This window comes from Streptomyces sp. NA04227 (assembly GCF_013364195.1).
GTDB lineage: Bacteria > Actinomycetota > Actinomycetes > Streptomycetales > Streptomycetaceae > Streptomyces.
The window spans coordinates 5,409,968-5,425,774 of the sequence record NZ_CP054918.1 but is presented as its reverse complement, the minus strand read 5'-3'; the positions used below and the strand labels follow the sequence as shown (position 1 = coordinate 5,425,774).

The 15,807-nt window shown below is 69.8% G+C and carries 15 protein-coding genes; 6 read left to right on the top strand and 9 right to left on the bottom strand.

Annotated elements, in window-relative coordinates:
* Positions 1 to 34: 34 nt before the first annotated feature.
* Positions 35 to 676, bottom strand: coding sequence for an alpha-ketoglutarate-dependent dioxygenase AlkB (locus HUT18_RS23250; RefSeq protein WP_254878764.1), 642 nt, complete (start codon positions 674 to 676; stop codon positions 35 to 37).
* A gap of 130 nt (positions 677 to 806) precedes the next feature.
* Between HUT18_RS23250 and HUT18_RS23245 the strand changes: the two genes are divergently transcribed.
* Positions 807 to 2,018 carry a pyridoxal phosphate-dependent aminotransferase gene (locus HUT18_RS23245; RefSeq protein WP_176102501.1) on the top strand — a complete coding sequence of 404 codons (1,212 nt, stop codon included), beginning with the start codon at positions 807 to 809 and terminating at the stop codon, positions 2,016 to 2,018.
* An 81-nt stretch (positions 2,019 to 2,099) separates the two neighbouring features.
* On the opposite strand, the gene HUT18_RS23240 is transcribed toward HUT18_RS23245, so the two are convergent.
* Positions 2,100 to 2,390 (bottom strand): hypothetical protein, encoded by a 291-nt coding sequence (locus HUT18_RS23240; RefSeq protein ID WP_176102500.1) that lies wholly within the window; start codon positions 2,388 to 2,390, stop codon positions 2,100 to 2,102.
* 258 nt (positions 2,391 to 2,648) lie between these two features.
* Between HUT18_RS23240 and HUT18_RS23235 the strand changes: the two genes are divergently transcribed.
* Complete coding sequence (locus HUT18_RS23235; RefSeq protein WP_176102499.1) at positions 2,649 to 3,077, top strand: hypothetical protein; 429 nt, start codon at positions 2,649 to 2,651, stop codon at positions 3,075 to 3,077.
* A gap of 12 nt (positions 3,078 to 3,089) precedes the next feature.
* On the opposite strand, the gene HUT18_RS23230 is transcribed toward HUT18_RS23235, so the two are convergent.
* The 3 genes from HUT18_RS23230 to HUT18_RS23220 all read right to left on the bottom strand — a co-directional run bounded on the left by HUT18_RS23230 (position 3,090) and on the right by HUT18_RS23220 (position 6,163).
* Positions 3,090 to 3,497, bottom strand: a complete 408-nt coding sequence (locus tag HUT18_RS23230; protein WP_176102498.1) for a PPOX class F420-dependent oxidoreductase — start codon at positions 3,495 to 3,497, stop codon at positions 3,090 to 3,092.
* A 220-nt stretch (positions 3,498 to 3,717) separates the two neighbouring features.
* Complete coding sequence (locus HUT18_RS23225) at positions 3,718 to 4,122, bottom strand: DUF4440 domain-containing protein (protein WP_176102497.1); 405 nt, start codon at positions 4,120 to 4,122, stop codon at positions 3,718 to 3,720.
* A 208-nt stretch (positions 4,123 to 4,330) separates the two neighbouring features.
* Positions 4,331 to 6,163: a phosphoenolpyruvate carboxykinase (GTP) gene (locus tag HUT18_RS23220; RefSeq protein ID WP_176102496.1), complete on the bottom strand. Its 1,833-nt coding sequence runs from the start codon at positions 6,161 to 6,163 to the stop codon at positions 4,331 to 4,333.
* A 248-nt stretch (positions 6,164 to 6,411) separates the two neighbouring features.
* Here HUT18_RS23220 and HUT18_RS23215 point away from each other — a divergent pair, with 248 nt between their 5' ends.
* Together HUT18_RS23215 and HUT18_RS23210 are read left to right on the top strand one after the other, a co-directional pair.
* Positions 6,412 to 7,161: a hemolysin III family protein gene (locus HUT18_RS23215; RefSeq protein WP_176102495.1), complete on the top strand. Its 750-nt coding sequence runs from the start codon at positions 6,412 to 6,414 to the stop codon at positions 7,159 to 7,161.
* Positions 7,162 to 7,557: 396 nt separating this feature from the next.
* Positions 7,558 to 8,289, top strand: a complete 732-nt coding sequence (locus HUT18_RS23210) for a Mut7-C RNAse domain-containing protein (RefSeq protein ID WP_176102494.1) — start codon at positions 7,558 to 7,560, stop codon at positions 8,287 to 8,289.
* 87 nt (positions 8,290 to 8,376) lie between these two features.
* Here the strand turns inward: HUT18_RS23210 and HUT18_RS23205 are convergent, their stop codons facing one another.
* Positions 8,377 to 8,931, bottom strand: coding sequence for an SUKH-4 family immunity protein (locus HUT18_RS23205; RefSeq protein WP_176102493.1), 555 nt, complete (start codon positions 8,929 to 8,931; stop codon positions 8,377 to 8,379).
* A gap of 116 nt (positions 8,932 to 9,047) precedes the next feature.
* Positions 9,048 to 11,126 carry a thioredoxin domain-containing protein gene (locus HUT18_RS23200; RefSeq protein WP_176102492.1) on the bottom strand — a complete coding sequence of 693 codons (2,079 nt, stop codon included), beginning with the start codon at positions 11,124 to 11,126 and terminating at the stop codon, positions 9,048 to 9,050.
* 186 nt (positions 11,127 to 11,312) lie between these two features.
* Between HUT18_RS23200 and HUT18_RS23195 the strand changes: the two genes are divergently transcribed.
* A complete protein-coding gene (locus tag HUT18_RS23195; protein WP_176102491.1) occupies positions 11,313 to 11,879 on the top strand; it encodes a Uma2 family endonuclease in 567 nt (188 codons plus the stop codon).
* Between the two features lie 95 nt (positions 11,880 to 11,974).
* Here HUT18_RS23195 and HUT18_RS33935 read toward each other — a convergent pair whose 3' ends face one another.
* On the bottom strand, positions 11,975 to 12,130 hold the full coding sequence (locus tag HUT18_RS33935) for a hypothetical protein (RefSeq protein WP_368661571.1): 156 nt from the start codon (positions 12,128 to 12,130) through the stop codon (positions 11,975 to 11,977).
* 368 nt (positions 12,131 to 12,498) lie between these two features.
* On the opposite strand from HUT18_RS33935, the gene HUT18_RS23185 reads away from it, so the two are divergent.
* Positions 12,499 to 13,677, top strand: a complete 1,179-nt coding sequence (locus HUT18_RS23185; protein ID WP_176102490.1) for an acyl-CoA dehydrogenase family protein — start codon at positions 12,499 to 12,501, stop codon at positions 13,675 to 13,677.
* Positions 13,678 to 13,769: 92 nt separating this feature from the next.
* Here the strand turns inward: HUT18_RS23185 and HUT18_RS23180 are convergent, their stop codons facing one another.
* Positions 13,770 to 15,788 (bottom strand): serine/threonine-protein kinase, encoded by a 2,019-nt coding sequence (locus HUT18_RS23180; protein WP_176102489.1) that lies wholly within the window; start codon positions 15,786 to 15,788, stop codon positions 13,770 to 13,772.
* Positions 15,789 to 15,807: the final 19 nt, after the last annotated feature.

The window sequence follows — 15,807 nt, the reverse complement described above, 5'->3', positions numbered from 1 at the left end:
AAGCCCTTCCGGGTAGGGCCCGCCGGAAAGGCGGCTACCGCACCCCGCGCGTACGGAACTGCACGCTGATCCGCGGCCCGGCGACGTGCGCCGACTTGGGGATCGCGTGTTCCCAGGTGCGCTGGCAGGAGCCGCCCATGATCAGCAGGTCGCCGTGGCCGAGGGGGCGGCGCAGGGCGGTGGGGCCGCCGCCGCGGGGACGTAGCACCAGGTCGCGCGGGGTGCCGAGGGCGAGGATCGCGACCATCGTGTCCTGGTGCGAACTGCGCCCCGTGCGATCGCCGTGCCAGGCGACGCTGTCCCGGCCGTCGCGATACAGGCACAGGCCCGCCGTGACGAAGGGCTCACCGAGCTCGTCGCGGTAGTGCTGCCCGAGTGCCTCGCGGGCCTCGGTCAGAACCGGGTGCGGGAGGTGCTCGCCCTCCCGGTAGAAGCATTGGAGCCGGGGAACGTCCACCGTGTTGTCGTACATGCGGCGGCGTTCCGCCTGCCACGGCACGGTGCGCTCCAGCTCGGCGAAGAGGGCGTCCGCGCCCGCGAGCCAGCCGGGCAGTACGTCGATCCAGGCGCCCCGGCCGAGGGCCGTACGGGCGAGGCCGGTGAGCGGGCGCAGCCGTATCTCGTCCGGGCGGTCGGTGTCGACCTGGTCGAAGAGGGAGCCCTGGAGGTGTGCCACGCGGTCCAGCGTAGCGCGGGAATCGAACGTATGGACGAATCGAATACCGGGGCGAGCCCGACCAGGGCGGACTTCTCGCGTGGCGGAAAACACGGAGCATGGCGCGTTACCGGCCCGTATCCTCACGGACATGCAGCTCATCCAGTCGGCCAAACTTTCCAACGTCTGCTACGAGATCCGGGGCCCGGTTCTCGAGGAGGCGATGCGACTGGAGGCAGCGGGTCACCGCATCCTCAAGCTGAACACCGGAAACCCGGCCGCGTTCGGCTTCGAGTGTCCGCCGGAGATCCTCGAGGACATGCTCCGCAATCTGTCCGGGGCGCACGGCTACGGCGACGCGAAGGGGCTGCTCGCGGCCCGGCGGGCCGTCGTCATGCACAACCAGACCCTGGGCATCGAGACGGACGTCGAGCACGTCTTCGTCGGCAACGGTGTCTCCGAGCTGATCGTCATGGCGATGCAGGCACTCCTCGACGACGGCGACGAGGTCCTCGTCCCGGCCCCCGACTACCCCCTGTGGACCGCCGCCGTCTCCCTGTCCGGCGGCACGGCCGTGCATTACCGGTGCGACGAGCAGTCCGACTGGATGCCCGATCTCGCCGACCTGGAGCGGAAGATCACCGACCGCACCAAGGCGCTGGTGATCATCAACCCGAACAACCCGACGGGCGCCGTCTACAGCGAGGAGATGCTCCGCTCGCTCACCGACATCGCCCGCCGCCACGGCCTGCTCGTCTGCTCCGACGAGATCTACGACAAGATCCTCTACGACGACGCCACGCACACCCCCACCGCCGCCATCGCCCCCGACCTGCTCACGCTCACCTTCAACGGCATGTCGAAGGCGTACCGCGTGGCCGGTTACCGCGTCGGCTGGATGTCGATCTCCGGCCCGCGCCAGCACGCCGACTCCTACATCGAGGGCCTGACGATCCTCGCCAACATGCGGCTGTGCGCGAACATGCCGGGCCAGCACGGCGTGGTGGCGGCGCTCAGCGGCAGGCAGACCATCTCGGATCTGGTCCTGCCCGGCGGACGGCTCCACGAACAGCGCGACGCCGCCTACGACCTGCTCACCCAGATCCCCGGCGTGACCTGTGTGAAGCCCAAGGGCGCGCTGTATCTCTTCCCGCGCCTGGACCCCAAGGTCTTCAAGATCAAGGACGACCGCCAGATGGTGCTCGACCTGCTGCGGGCGGAAAAGATCATGGTGGTCCACGGCACCGGCTTCAACTGGCCCGAGCCCGACCACTTCCGCGTGGTCACGCTCCCCACGGCCAGCGACCTCACCGACGCCGTGACCCGCATCGGTCGCTTCCTGGACGGATACGGGCAGCACTGAGACAGGCAGCACTGAAGCGGGCAGCACCGACACAGGCGGCACTGAGGCGGGTACGAGCCGCTTCGCTCGCGTGCCCGTCGCTCACTTCATCCGAGAGATGCCCGCGGTGAGGTCCTCGGCGTTCATCACCGGCATCACGGTGCAGTCCGCGCCGAGTTCGCCGAAGAAGGGCTCGGCGAGGCGCGGGAGGTCGGAGACCTTCTGCAGATCGAAGAAGAGGAAGGCGGTCCGCCGCCCGTCCAGGGGCCCGAAGTAGGCCGCCTCCGGCTTGAGTTCCGCCAGGATCGTCTGCATCAGCTTGGGCATCGTGCCGTTGGCGATGGCCTGGTTTCCCTTTTCGGTGTCGATCCTGGCCAGCATCAGCATGCGCATGGCTCCGCCACCTCGATGACGCTCGGCCGCGTCTCCCCGGCCGCCACCCCGGACGGCGACGGCGGCGCGGCTGCCGATGCCTCCATCGTCTCCCCGTCCGCGCGGCCTGAACAGTCCCGGCGACCGCGCGCGGACCGTCCTCACGCCACCGCCGCGAGCCGACTACGGGCGGGGATCGCGCAGCCACACTCCGACAGGACTCAACTTTAGACTGAATCTAATGTAGGATGTTTTCCTGACACGGTTGGGAGGCCATCCATGTACGAGCCGATCCGTACCAAGTCGGTCCACACGATGGCCGACGACTCCGACTTTCCGCACCGCACCCGCGAGGAGGAGCTGGACATCCAGCTCGGCGGGCACCTGGCGGCGCTTCTGGCGGTCACCGATGAATTGCGCGAACTCGGCGACGCGGACGGGCAGTTGGCCGGTGCGGCCGAGCAACTCGCCGCCCAGGTCGCCCGGTTGCGCGGCGGCCGTCCCGCCCGCGCCGACCTCGCGGGCAGGGCCACGGACACCGAGCGCGGACGTGCCCTGCACCGCCGCGCCCACACCATCGCCGGGCGCGCCCTGGTGGTCGCCGCCTCCCGGGCCGACACCTCCGCCGCGATCCTGGCGGCGGAACGGATGGAGGCGCATGCGGCGGCCATGGCGGCCACGGAAGTGGCACACCCCGCCGCCGCGTAGCCAATACGACCCTTACAGCCGACCGGTCACCTTCACCGGTGTCACTCGCACGATGACCCGGTCCCCATCGTTCACCGAGGCCGGGTTGAAGTCGGCGTAGTTCTGCCCGGTGTACTTCTGCGACAGCTCGTCCACGATCTCCTTGGTGAGGTCGGGGGTGAGCGTGACCGTGCCGCGTATCGCCGCGTACGTGTACGGGTTCTCCGGCGGGTTGATCATCACCGTGATCCGTGGGTCGCGGGCGAGGTTGCGGCCCTGCACGCGATCCACGGTCGTGGAGAACAGCAGGTCGTCACCGTCCCGCTTGATCCATACGACGGTGAGGTGCGGCTGCCCATCCGGCAGGACGGTCGCCACCGTCGCGAAGACGCGCGACTCGTCGATGTACTTCTTCAGTTCCTCGGAGAGTGCCGCTGCCACGGTCGATCGCCCTTCGTACGCCGGGGAACCGGCGTACGGGGCACACCGGTTCGCGCCTTCTCAAGGCACATCGCTCTCAACAGCCGTGCGCCGCAGGGAATTTCCGGGCGGGGCGGGCCAACTGGGCCTATTGCGGCGGCTATTGGTTTGGCGAGCCAGGCGCAGAGCGTCCGGGACGACGAGTCGAGCCCCGCCCGTCGTCCCGGTCGACCGGATCTCCCTACTCGTCGTCCCAGACCATCGAGCACATCCGCCAGCCCGCCTTGGTCTGCACGTACTGGGTGGTCTTGTGGCCCGCCCCCTCGAAGGGCTCACCGTCGAGGCAGCCGGACTTGCGGTAGTGGCTGAAGCGATGGGCGACGGTTCCGACGATCTTGGTCTCGGCGGAGACCTCCCACTCGGAGAACTCCGTCAGCTTGCCGTCGGTGAGCATCTTCGCGCGCGGCTCGATGAAGCCGTCGAGGTCGTAAATCCTGGGCTCGGCCCCGACGTTGGCGATGATCATGCCCTCCGGGATGAACACCTCGCGGATGACCTCCAGGTTCGGCACCCGGCCCCCGGTGTTGGTGAACGCGCCCATGAAGGTGTCCATCAACCGATCCAGCTCGGCCTTGACCTCGGACAACGTAGGCCCCTCTCGCAAGCATACGAACCTAAATAATTGACACCTAAGCTTCGCGCGCCTCGGGTTGTCCCGCAAGTGCCCCGATACGACGGAAAGTTGCCCCCCCCCCGGCCCACAAACGCGCCTCGCCCCGCCGGAGCGAACGGCTCCGGCGGGGCGAGGCGACGGTCTCACACGGCTCCCACGGGGAGCCGCAGGCAGGCGCGGGTCAGCCCAGGCGCTGCACCAGCGCGCGGTACTCGTCCCACAGTTCCTTCGGGGTGTGCTCGCCGAAGGTGTTCAGGTGCTCGGGGACCAGGGCGGCCTCCTCGCGCCAGACCTCCTTGTCGACCGTGAGCAGGAACTCCAGGTCGGTGTCGGAGAGTTCGAGGCCGTCGGTGTCGAGCGCGGCCTTGGTCGGCAGTACGCCGATCGGGGACGCGACGCCCTCGGCCTTGCCGTCGAGGCGGTCCACGATCCACTTCAGGACACGGCTGTTCTCGCCGAAGCCGGGCCAGACGAACTTGCCCGCGTCGTTCTTGCGGAACCAGTTGACGTAGTAGATCTTGGGCAGCTTCGCCTGGTCCTTGCCCTTGGCGACGTCGACCCAGTGACCCATGTAGTCACCCATGTTGTAGCCGCAGAACGGCAGCATGGCGAACGGGTCGCGGCGCAGCTCGCCGACCCTGCCCTCGGCGGCGGCGGTCTTCTCGGAGGCGACGTTCGCACCGAGGAAGACGCCGTGGTTCCAGTCGAAGGACTCGGTGACCAGCGGCACCGCGGAGGCGCGGCGGCCGCCGAAGAGGATCGCCGAGATCGGCACGCCCTTGGGGTCCTCCCACTCGGGCGCGATGATCGGGCACTGCGAGGCCGGGGTGGTGAACCGGGCGTTGGGGTGCGCGGCCGGGACGCCGGACTCGGGGGTCCAGTCGTTGCCCTTCCAGTCGGTGAGGTGCGCCGGAGTCTCCTCCGTCATGCCCTCCCACCACACGTCGCCGTCGTCGGTCAGCGCGACGTTGGTGAAGACCGAGTTGCCCCACAGCGTCTTCATGGCGTTGGCGTTGGTGTGCTCGCCGGTGCCGGGCGCGACACCGAAGAAGCCCGCCTCCGGGTTGATCGCGTACAGCCGCCCGTCCTCGCCGAAGCGCATCCAGGCGATGTCGTCACCGATGGTCTCGACGGTCCAGCCGGAGATCGTCGGCTCCAGCATGGCGAGGTTCGTCTTGCCGCAGGCCGACGGGAAGGCGGCCGCCACGTACTTCGACTCGCCCTGCGGCGGGGTGAGCTTGAGGATCAGCATGTGCTCGGCCAGCCAGCCCTCGTCGCGGGCCATCACCGAGGCGATGCGCAGCGCGTAGCACTTCTTGCCGAGCAGGGCGTTGCCGCCGTAGCCGGAGCCGAAGGACCAGATCTCGCGGGCCTCGGGGAAGTGCGAGATGTACTTGGTCGTGCTGCACGGCCACGGCACGTCCTCGTCCTCCTCGGCCAGCGGCGCACCCACGGTGTGCACGGCCTTCACGAAGAAGCCGTCGTCGCCGAGCTGGTCGAGCACGTCCTGGCCCATACGCGTCATGGTGCGCATGGAGACGGCGACGTAGGCGGAGTCGGTGATCTCGACGCCGAGTGCCGACAGGGGGGAGCCGAGCGGGCCCATGCAGAACGGCACCACGTACATGGTCCGCCCGCGCATCGAACCGCGGAAGATTCCTCCCTTTCCTTCCTTGCCCTCGAAGACCTCGCGCATTTCGGCGGGGGCCTTCCAGTGATTGGTCGGGCCCGCGTCCTCTTCCTTCTCGGAGCAGATGAAGGTGCGGTCCTCGACGCGCGCGACGTCGGTCGGGTCGGAGGCCGCGTAGTAGGAATTGGGGCGCTTGACCGGATCGAGCTTCTTGAACGTGCCCTTCGCCACCAGCTCGTCCGCCAGGCGCTGGTATTCGGCTTCGCTTCCGTCGCACCAGACCACGTTGTCCGGCTGGGTCAGGTCCGCGATCTCGTTCACCCAGGCGATCAGCCCCTGGTGAGAGGTGGGAACGGTTGAGGGAGCCGCGTTGTCGCGCGCCACGATTGCTCCTAAGTGAGGGTTTTTGAGTTGGAGTGCCCCGTGTTCGACGAGTGCCCCGTGGGGGCTGCGACCCGGATGCTTCGTGACCGCTCATCCGGTGCCGACCGCTCTCATTTGAGATCATGCGTCGCACCGGGTTCATCTGTCCAGAGGGCTTCACACCTGAGCAAAGTGAGCATCACCACTCCGCCAGATTCCCGTCAGTCCCTATACATGCGACCTACGGATGCGTAGGTACGATCGGGCCCATGAGCACTCCCGCCCCTGACGCGCTCGGGACGACCGAGGCCTGTGACCCCTCATCCCTGCCCACCCCCAAGGCGTCCGATTCCCCGGCGAAGGCGGCCGCGCTGCAGACGGCCGCCCTGCTCAAGCCACATCTGCGCGGCTGGCTGCACGCGGGAATGTTCCCGGCCGTGGTCGTCGCCGGACTGGTGCTCACCGCACTCGCCGACTCCCCCCGCGGGCGCGTCGCCTGCGGCATCTACACCCTCACGGCCTGCCTGCTCTTCGGTGTGAGCGCCCTGTACCACCGCGGCAATTGGGGCCCGCGCGCCGACGGCGTGCTGCGCAGGCTCGACCACGCCAACATCTTCCTGATCATCGCCGGTACGTACACACCGCTCACGATCCTGCTGCTCGGCGACGAGGGCCAGTGGCTGCTCTGGGGCATCTGGGCCGCCGCGGCGGCGGGCATCCTCTTCCGGGTCTTCTGGGTCGGCGCCCCTCGCTGGCTGTACACCCCCTGCTACATCGCCATGGGCTGGGCGGCGGTCTTCTACCTCCCCGAGTTCATGCAGGCCGGAGGCATCGCGGTCCTGGTCCTGGTGATCACCGGCGGCGTCCTCTACAGCGCGGGCGGAGTGATCTACGGCTTCAAGCGCCCCAACCCCTCCCCGCGCTGGTTCGGCTTCCACGAGGTCTTCCACTCCTTCACGCTGGCCGCCTTCGTCGTGCACTACGTCGGCATCTCCCTGGTCGCCTACCAGCACGCATAGGACCTCTCCCCCGCCCCAGGGCGGCTACGGCCCGGCGCCGTGGCCGCCCTTTCTCGTGCACGAGATGCACGAGATGCGCGAGATCCCAGGCAAGGGGCGCTCTGTACGGGGTTCCCGGAGATCTCTTCGCTCGCCTTCGACGCACCCGCACTTCCCCTTATCCGCTCCATTTCCTCGGATGTTTCCCGGCTCTTGCCGGGTGCGCGCCCATCCGTGATTCCCCGCCGGTCCGCGCGTTTCCCGCCGGATCTCCACGGCCCCCCCTTTCCCGAATTTCTTTGCGCGCATTTTCCGTCTTCTTTGCGGAGTCCGGCCGGGCTCTCTCGCGTACGGCGCGGCCCGCCGCCGGGCGGAAAACCCCGGGCCGCGCCACCGGGCGCGTGGCATTCTGAGCCGGTGAACGGACCGGAGATCCACATCCAATTCGCCCCCGAGCTGGGCCTGTTCGTGTCGCACGGCCGCCGCGACGGCAGCACACCGCTGCGGACCGACGGCTCCTCCAGCCTCGGTCACCTGGTCGAGTCGCTCGGTGTGCCGCTGACCGAGGTCGGGACGCTCCTGGTGGACGGGCGCGAGGCTCGGACGGCGTACGTGCCGGGCGGCGGCGAACGGATCGAGGTACGCGCGGTGGCCAGGCCGCAGCGGATCGACGGCGCCGAACTGCGCTTCCTGCTCGACGTACACCTGGGCACCCTCGCGCGGCGGCTGCGCCTGCTCGGCGTGGACACGGCCTACGAGTCCGAGGACATCGGCGACCCGGCGCTCGCGTCCCGCTCGGCGGCCGAACGGCGCGTACTGCTCAGCCGGGACCGAGGACTGCTGAGGCGGCGCGAACTGTGGGCGGGCGCGTACGTCTACAGCGACCGGCCCGACGAACAACTCCGGGACGTACTGGGCAGGTTCGCCCCCGAGCTGCGCCCCTGGACCCGCTGCACCGCCTGCAACGGCCCCCTCGAACAGGCCCGCAAGGACGAGGTCGCCGATCGTCTCGAAAGCGGGACCCAGCGCACGTACGACGCCTTCGCCGAGTGCGAGCGCTGCGGGCGGGTGTACTGGCGCGGGGCACACCACAGCAAGCTGGAGTCGATCGTGGCGGGCGCGCTGGCGGAGTTCGGCGACAGCGGGTGAGGTACTGACGGCGGGGCGGGGGGCAGAGGCAGGGGCAGAGGCCCGGCGACGGAAGCGGGTCGGGCCGGGTCCGGCCGCCGGGCCGGGTCAGGCGGCGTCCGGGCGGCGGGGCCCCTCCAGCGCGTCCATGATCATCGACCACCAGCTGTCCGGCGCGGCGAAGGCCAGCGGATCACGCGCGGCCAGCCGGGTGCGCAGCTCCCGCGCCCGGCTGCTGCGTACGCTCACCGGGACCTGGGCCGTCTCCTGCTTGTGCAGCGAGACGCGGTACAGGAACTCGGTGAAGTCGGCCAGGGTGGCGTTGACGATCTCGGCCTGGGAGCCCTCGGGGCCGCCTGCGAGCAGGACCACGTAGCCGCGCCGCAGGTCGAGGAAGTAGCGCAGCGCCGCGTCGTCGGTGGGGCCGCCGAGGATGAAGACGGCGACGGTCTCCTCGCCGGTCTCCACCGGCAGCAGGCTGAAGACCCTCGGCGCACCCCGCACCTTCAGCGTGAACAGCACGTCCACGAAGGTCGGCAGTCCGGTCCGGGCGAGCTGTGCCGCCTCCTCGTCGGGCAGGCCCCGCGCCTTCGAGGCCGCCTCGTCCAGGAGGATCACGCCGTCCTCGCTGTACAGGGATATGAGTTCCTCGTGCGTGGCCACAGCTTCCGCGCTTCCTTCCCGTGATGGTCCGCTCGCGCCGCATCCGGTCTTGATCACCGAAAGCGGCGCGAACCGACCACCTTAGAGGGGGAGTTGGCGGCACGGTCCAGAACGCGTCAGCCCAACGCGCCCTGACGTACGCCCACTTGGTCCGCGAGCTCGGCCGCCCGGGTGGTGGGCGCCGTACAGACGAAGTGGTGGCAGACGTACGCGGTGGGGGCCGAGTCGACGAGCGGACGGTCCGCGAGCAGCGGGAACTCCTCGCTGTCGGGGCCGCCCGCGGCGACGACAGCGCCGGGCGCGGTGGCGAGCAGTGCCGCCCGGTGCAACTCGCCGCCCGCGCCGCCCACCACGGCGATCTCGCGCGGCCCGTCGAGCAGCGCCTCGGCGACCGCGAGCCCCTGCCCGATGAACCGCGGTACGCGCGGGCCGAGCGACTTCACCACTGAGAGCGCCCGCTCGGCGGCGGTGCGATGGGCCTCGGACCCGGTGTGCGCGGCATAGCCGAGCAGGGCCCCGGCGGCGGCGCTCCAGCCCGAGGGCGTGGCGTTGTCCGTCGGGTCCTGCGGGCGGCGGATCAGTGACTCGGCGTCGGCGGCCGTGTCGAACAGCGCCCCGGTGTCGGGGTCGGTGAACTGGATCAGTACGTGGTCGAGGAGGAACCCGGCGAACTCCAGCCAGACCCCCTCCCCCGTGACCGCCGCCAGCGCGAGGAACCCCTCGGCGACGTCCCCGTAGTCCTCCAGGACACCGGAGTTGGCGCCCGTCCGGCCGTCCTTGGAGGTACGGGTGAGCCGCGCGTGCTCGTCCAGATGGACCCGTACGAGCAGGTCGGCGGCGCCGAGTGCGGCCTCCACCAGGTCGGGGCGGTCGAAGTAGGCGCCGGTCTCGGCGAGGGCGGCGATCGCCAGGCCGTTCCAGGCGGCGACCACCTTGTCGTCGCGGCCCGGCGCCGGGCGCTCGGCGCGCGCCGCGAGCAGCCGCGACCGGATCGACTCGATCTGCCCCGCCTCGGCCACCAGCCCGTCCTTGAGCGGAAGTTGGAGCACCGAGGCTCCCTTGCCGCCCTCGCTGAAGGTGCCCTGCACGGTCACCCCGAAGTACTCGGCCGCGAACACCGCGTCCTTGTCCCCGAGGACGTCGCGCAGCTGCTTGGGCGTCCATACGTAGTAGACGCCCTCCTCGTGCGGGCGCTCTCCCTCGGGTTCGTCGCCCGCACCGGGGCCGAGCGGAGGCTCGCTGTCCGCGTCCAGAGCGGAGGCGAACCCGCCCTCGGCGGTGCGCAGTTCACGGACCATGAAGTCGGCGGTCTCCAGGGCGACGCGGCGCGCGAGCTGCGAGCCGGTGGCCCGCCACAGGTGCGCGTAGGCCCGGCAGAGCAGCGCGTTGTCGTAGAGCATCTTCTCGAAGTGCGGCACGACCCATTCACGGTCGACGCTGTAACGCGCGAACCCGCCGCCGAGTTGGTCGTAGATACCGCCCCTGGCCATCCGCTCACAGGTGTCCAGCGCCATCTGCAGCGCACCCTCGGAACCGGTACGCGCGTGATGACGCAGCAGGAACTCGATCACCATGGACGGCGGGAACTTGGGCGCCCCGCCGAAGCCGCCGTGCCCCGCGTCGTAGTCGCGGGTCAGCGCGAGCAGCGCGGCGGCCTGCTCCTCGGGCCCGGGCGCACTGCCGTCGCCGTAGGACACGTCCCGCTCGGACAGATCGTGCACGATCTTCGCGGCGACCTCGCCCACCTCCTCGCGCCGCGTGGCCCACGCCTTCTGCACCCCTTCGAGCACCTGCCCGAATCCGGGCATGCCGTGCCGCGGCTCGGGCGGGAAGTAGGTGCCGAAGTAGAACGGTTCGGCGTCGGGAGTCAGGAAGACGGTCATCGGCCAGCCGCCCTGCCCGGTGGCCGCCTGCACGGCCTCCATGTACACGGCGTCCACGTCGGGCCGCTCCTCGCGGTCCACCTTGACGCTCACGAAGTGCTCGTTGAGATAGGCGGCGGTGACGTCGTCCTCGAAGCTCTCGTGGGCCATCACGTGGCACCAGTGGCAGGCGGAGTAGCCGACCGACAGCAGCACGGGCACATTGCGCCGCCTTGCTTCCTCGAAGGCCTCCGGCGTCCAGGGCCACCAGTCGACCGGATTGTCAGCGTGCTGAAGGAGGTAGGGCGAGGTCACGCCAGCCAACCGGTTCATGCGATCCAGCCTCTCACATGGCCACTTGCCCGACGGGCCGCCCGTGCGGGGCGGCAGCCCTCTCGGACGCCTGCCTCAGGTGCGGCCACTGCGCGCGCTCGCCGGATCCGGTGCCTCGCCCGCGGAGGACAGTACGCTGAGCCGAGGAGCGCCGGAACTGACGAACGTCCTCGAAGGAGGTACGCCATGACCGCCGAGATGGTCGCACCCGCGTGGATGCATTCACAGATCAGCGCGGAGCAGTACGACTCCTGGTCCGAGGAGCAGTGCGCCGGCATTGAGATCGTGGACGGGATGGTCGTCGTGATCCCGAGCGCCTCCAAGCGGCACAACCGGCTGGCCCGAATCCTGGCCAATGCGCTGGACGCTGCCGCGGGTCCGGACTGGAATGCCGACACGGACTTCGACGTCCGTTTGCAGGACGTGCCGCTCACCAACCGTCGTCCGGATGTCACCGTGTACCGGGCTGACACCATCGACCTCACGCCCACCCGTCCAGAGCATGTGCTCCTTGTGGTCGAGGTCGTGTCGCCGGGCTCGGAGACCACCGACCGGATCGTGAAGGTGGATCAGTACGCCAGAGCCGGCATTCCCTTTTATTGGCGCATCGAACAGACCGCCACTGGCGTCCCGATCGTCTACACCTATGTTCTCGACCCTGCCACCAAGGCCTACAGGGACAGTGAGATGTTCACCGGCGTGATCAAGGCCGCCGCGCCCTTCTCCGTCACGGTGGATCTGGGAATCGTCTGACAGCGCTGGAAGGTTGCTTCTCCGGCATCGTCGCAGAGGCGGCCCGCCCCACCCAAGCACGGCGAGGCGAGGGGAAAACGCCGACTTCGCAGACGTCAGCGAATCTTCTTGAAGTCGGTGCGCACCGTCACCGCAACTCCCGCGAGGGAGAACCCGATCTCCTCACCGAACCGGTACGGCACCGCCGAGGTGTATTCGTCGCCCTTCGGGGCCTGGTAGAGCACACACTCTCCGGTCAGCACATCGACGATCAGGTACGTCGGGATCCCGCGCGCCGCGTACTGATTGAGCTTGCGCCCGTAGTCTGCCCGACCGTCGAGCGGGACACACTCTCGGCCACGAAGTGGACGTGCTTCTGGTCGACGAAGGCATCACCGGGACCAAGTGCACCCGCGTGCACCACGAGCACATCAGGCTCGGGCGTGTAACCGAGCGCCACGAACCGAGCGGATGTCGACATGTTGTGCTCAGCGACTGGGACCAGTGACACGCGCAGTAGCCGACCAACAACAGTACGGGCACACCGCCCCGCGCGCTTCCTGGAGAGCTGTCCGGACCGGGCAGGTGTGCGGAACACCCGTGGGACGATCGGAAAACCGACCACAGGGAGAGGAATTCCATGGGGGACAAGAGCCGACTGCATGTCAGTACGGAGCTGGCGGGGGTGCTCGAGCGGATCGACGCGCTCGGCGGGATGCTGGACGAACGGGCCGATGCCGCCGAGGAGTTGGGGAGGCTGCCGGAGGACACGGCGCGGGCGCTGCTCGACACCGGGATCGTGCGGGCCGAGTTGCCGCTGAGCCTCGGCGGGTACGAGTTCGCGCCGCGGCAGCTGATCGAGACGGCGGAGCGGGCGAGCTATCACGACGCCTCGGCCGGGTGGACCATGTTCGCGCTGCAGCTCATGACCGGGACCACCGCGGCGTATCTCGCCGAGGACGCGGCGGCCGAACTGTTCCCGGACGTGCCGAACGGGAAGTACGCGCTGCTGTCCGGGCACGGCACGCGCCCGGGCCGGGCGGTGCCCGTGGAGGGCGGCTACCGGGTCAGCGGCCAGTGGCAGTTCGCCTCCGGGATGGCGCACGCCACCCACATCCACAGCGCGATCCTGGTCGAGGGCACCGGTGAGCTGCGGGTCCTCGCGATGCCGAAGTCGCAGGTGACCCTGGACGGCAACTGGGACGTGCTCGGGCTGCGCGCGACGCACAGCATCGACTACCACTGCACCGACGTGTACGTCCCGAGCGAGTACACCTATGTCGCGACGACCGACACCCCGGTCAACGGCGGCGCCGTCTACCGCCTCGGCCTGGTCAACATGTCCGCCATCGGCCACACGGGGTGGGCCCTCGGCGTCGGCCGGCGGCTCTTGGACGAGATGAAGAAGGTCGCCGCGGCGCGGACCGGTTCGCGGGGCGCCGCAGTCGACACCTCACAGTTCCACGCCGAGTTCGCGACGGCCGAAGCCGGGCTGCGGGCGGCCCGTGCCTGGGTGAACGAGGTGTGGCAGGACGTCGAACAAACCCTGGACAAGGGCGAGTTGCCCAGTACGGAGCAGGACACCCTGATCCGGCTCGTGCTCAATCACACCACCACGACCGTGCACGAGGTGGGCCGCACCGTGCACCGCTGGGCCGGCTCGGCGGCGATCCGCCGCGGCCCGGTCGACCGCTTCCTGCGCGACCTCGCCACGGGCACGCAGCACATCACGTCGAGCCCGGTCGTGCTCCAGAACTGCGGCAAGTGGCTGAGCGGTGCCCAGCCGGACGCCCGGTGGAGTTTCCTCGACCTGGCCTGACCATCCGGTGCCGGCCCCACGGCGGCGAGGCGGCGAGGCGGTGAGGCGACGAAGCGGTCCACCGGGGCGCCGTCCCGCCCGGGCGAGCGGATCTAACATTCCGTCAGATCCGGTCGCCCCGGCGGGGTGTCGTCGCCCAGCAGGCCGGAGAGGTTCTTCCGGTAGATGCCCTCCCAGACCTTGCCGGTCAGGATTTCCCGCAGCGCCGAGCACACCTCACGCTTCAGGGTCGGGTTCCCGGGGCGCATCGCCACGCCGTACTCCTCCGAGCCTCCGGTGCTCACCAGCCGCTTGACCCGGCCCGGGTTCTGCTTGACGTAGCCCGCGAGGATGACGTCGTCGGAGGCCACCGCGTAGACGGGCGACCTCTTGTCCAGCAGCTCGTCCAGGCACTCCTGGTAGGTGGCGGGCAGAGGTTTCGTCACGGTGTAGCCCTCGCGGGGCAGATCCTCCTTGTACGTCGAGTCGTCCGCGGTGCACACCTCGCGATGGCCGCGGATCAGGTCGCCGGGGTTCCTGATGGGGGCATGGCTGGACTTCTCACGTACCAGGAACCCCCCGCTCGCCGCGTAGTACGGGCCCGCGAAGTCGACCGGGAACGCGTCGCCCACGCCCTTCTTCCGGTCGTCCGTGATGCTGTACGAGGCGATGACGAGGTGCACGTCCCTGTTCCACAGCTGGTCGTCGCGGTTCTGGGTCGTCACATCGAAGAAGCGGACTTCGTCCCTCTCGTACCCCATGGCCTCGCCGATCGCGTAGGCCAGGTCGATGTCGTAGCCCGACCACGTCTTCGTCTTCGCGTCGTAGAAGCTGAGACCCGGCTGATCCTTCTTGGCCCCGATCAACAGCTGGGAGTGTTCGCTCTTCCACGGCGCGTCCGATTTCTCGTCCTTCGCCACGAGCCAGCCGGTCGTGGCCAGCAGGGCCGCGCACAGGGCCGCAGCCGCCGCGATCCAGGGGCCGCGGCGGCGAGGGCTGCGCTTGCCGCTCGGCGTCGCGGGGGCCGGGGCGGAGGCGTCGGGGTCGGGGTCGGCTTCGACGGACCCGGGGGCTTCGGAAGCAGGACCGGGATCCGGTTCGGAGGCGGTCCTGGGCGGGCGGACGGCCGCCGCGGCCTGGACCGCCTGCCGCGTGGGCGAGGCGGCGAGCACCTCCCGCAGCATCACCTCCGCCGTGGACGCGTCCAGGCGCTCGGCGGGGTCCGTGATCAGCAGCCCTTGGATCACGGGGGCCAGGAGCCAGGCGCCCTGGAGGTCGGGGTCCGGGGATTGCCGGATGTTCTCCTGGACCTCCCAGACCTCGCCTCCGCCGAAGGGGACACGGCCCTTGACCAGCTCGTACAGCGTGATCCCCAGCGCCCACAGGTCGGACGCAGCGTTGGGGCCGGCGGAGCCGGGGGCGAAGAGTTCGGGCGCCAGGTAGGCGGGCGTCCCGATGACGCTGCCGGACCGGGTCACCTGGGCGGCGCCCTCGAACGTGGCGATCCCGAAGTCCACCAGGATCGCGAGCCCGTCGTCCCGGACCAGCACGTTTCCCGGCTTCACATCACGGTGGACGACCGACGCCGCGTGCACCGCCCGCAGGCCCTGGAGGACTTGGAGACCAATGTCCGCCGCCTTCGGTTCGGCGAGAGTCCGTTCGGCACCCAGCAGATCCGCCAGGGACCTGGCCTCCAGGAGCTTCATCACGATCCAGACCTGGTTCTCGGTCTCCACCTGGTCGTGGACCGTCACCACGTTCTGGTGCTCGATCTTGGCGATCGCCTCCGCTTCCCGGCGCGCCCGCTGCATCGCCGCGGCCTGGCTGCCGGAGGTCATCGCGGTTCGGTCGAGCAGACCCTTCACGGCGACGAACCGGCGCAGCCGCCGGTCATGCGCCTTCCACACCTCGCCCATGCCGCCGCTGCCGATCGGTTCCAGCAGCTCGTAGCGACCCTCGATCACCAACTGGGCGCGTCCCGGGGAGGGTTCGGCCGCTCGGGGCGGCGTCCAGGGCCACTCCTGCGGCTCCCCGGAATCCGCGCGCCGCGGATCGTCGCCCGCCCGGCCGGCATCGGGCCCCTCGTCGGCCCCGTCCGCCGCGCCGCCCCCGGCCCCGTCTTGGCTGTGCATGCGACCCCCTGCGCACTCC

Coding starts and splice junctions, on each gene's coding strand:
- HUT18_RS23245 (WP_176102501.1), top strand. CDS start 807: ATGCAGCTCATCCAGTCGGCCAAACTTTCCAACGTCTGCTACGAGATC.
- HUT18_RS23240 (WP_176102500.1), bottom strand. CDS start 2,390: ATGCGCATGCTGATGCTGGCCAGGATCGACACCGAAAAGGGAAACCAG.
- HUT18_RS23235 (WP_176102499.1), top strand. CDS start 2,649: ATGTACGAGCCGATCCGTACCAAGTCGGTCCACACGATGGCCGACGAC.
- HUT18_RS23215 (WP_176102495.1), top strand. CDS start 6,412: ATGAGCACTCCCGCCCCTGACGCGCTCGGGACGACCGAGGCCTGTGAC.
- HUT18_RS23200 (WP_176102492.1), bottom strand. CDS start 11,126: ATGAACCGGTTGGCTGGCGTGACCTCGCCCTACCTCCTTCAGCACGCT.
- HUT18_RS23195 (WP_176102491.1), top strand. CDS start 11,313: ATGACCGCCGAGATGGTCGCACCCGCGTGGATGCATTCACAGATCAGC.
- HUT18_RS23185 (WP_176102490.1), top strand. CDS start 12,499: ATGGGGGACAAGAGCCGACTGCATGTCAGTACGGAGCTGGCGGGGGTG.
- HUT18_RS23180 (WP_176102489.1), bottom strand. CDS start 15,788: ATGCACAGCCAAGACGGGGCCGGGGGCGGCGCGGCGGACGGGGCCGAC.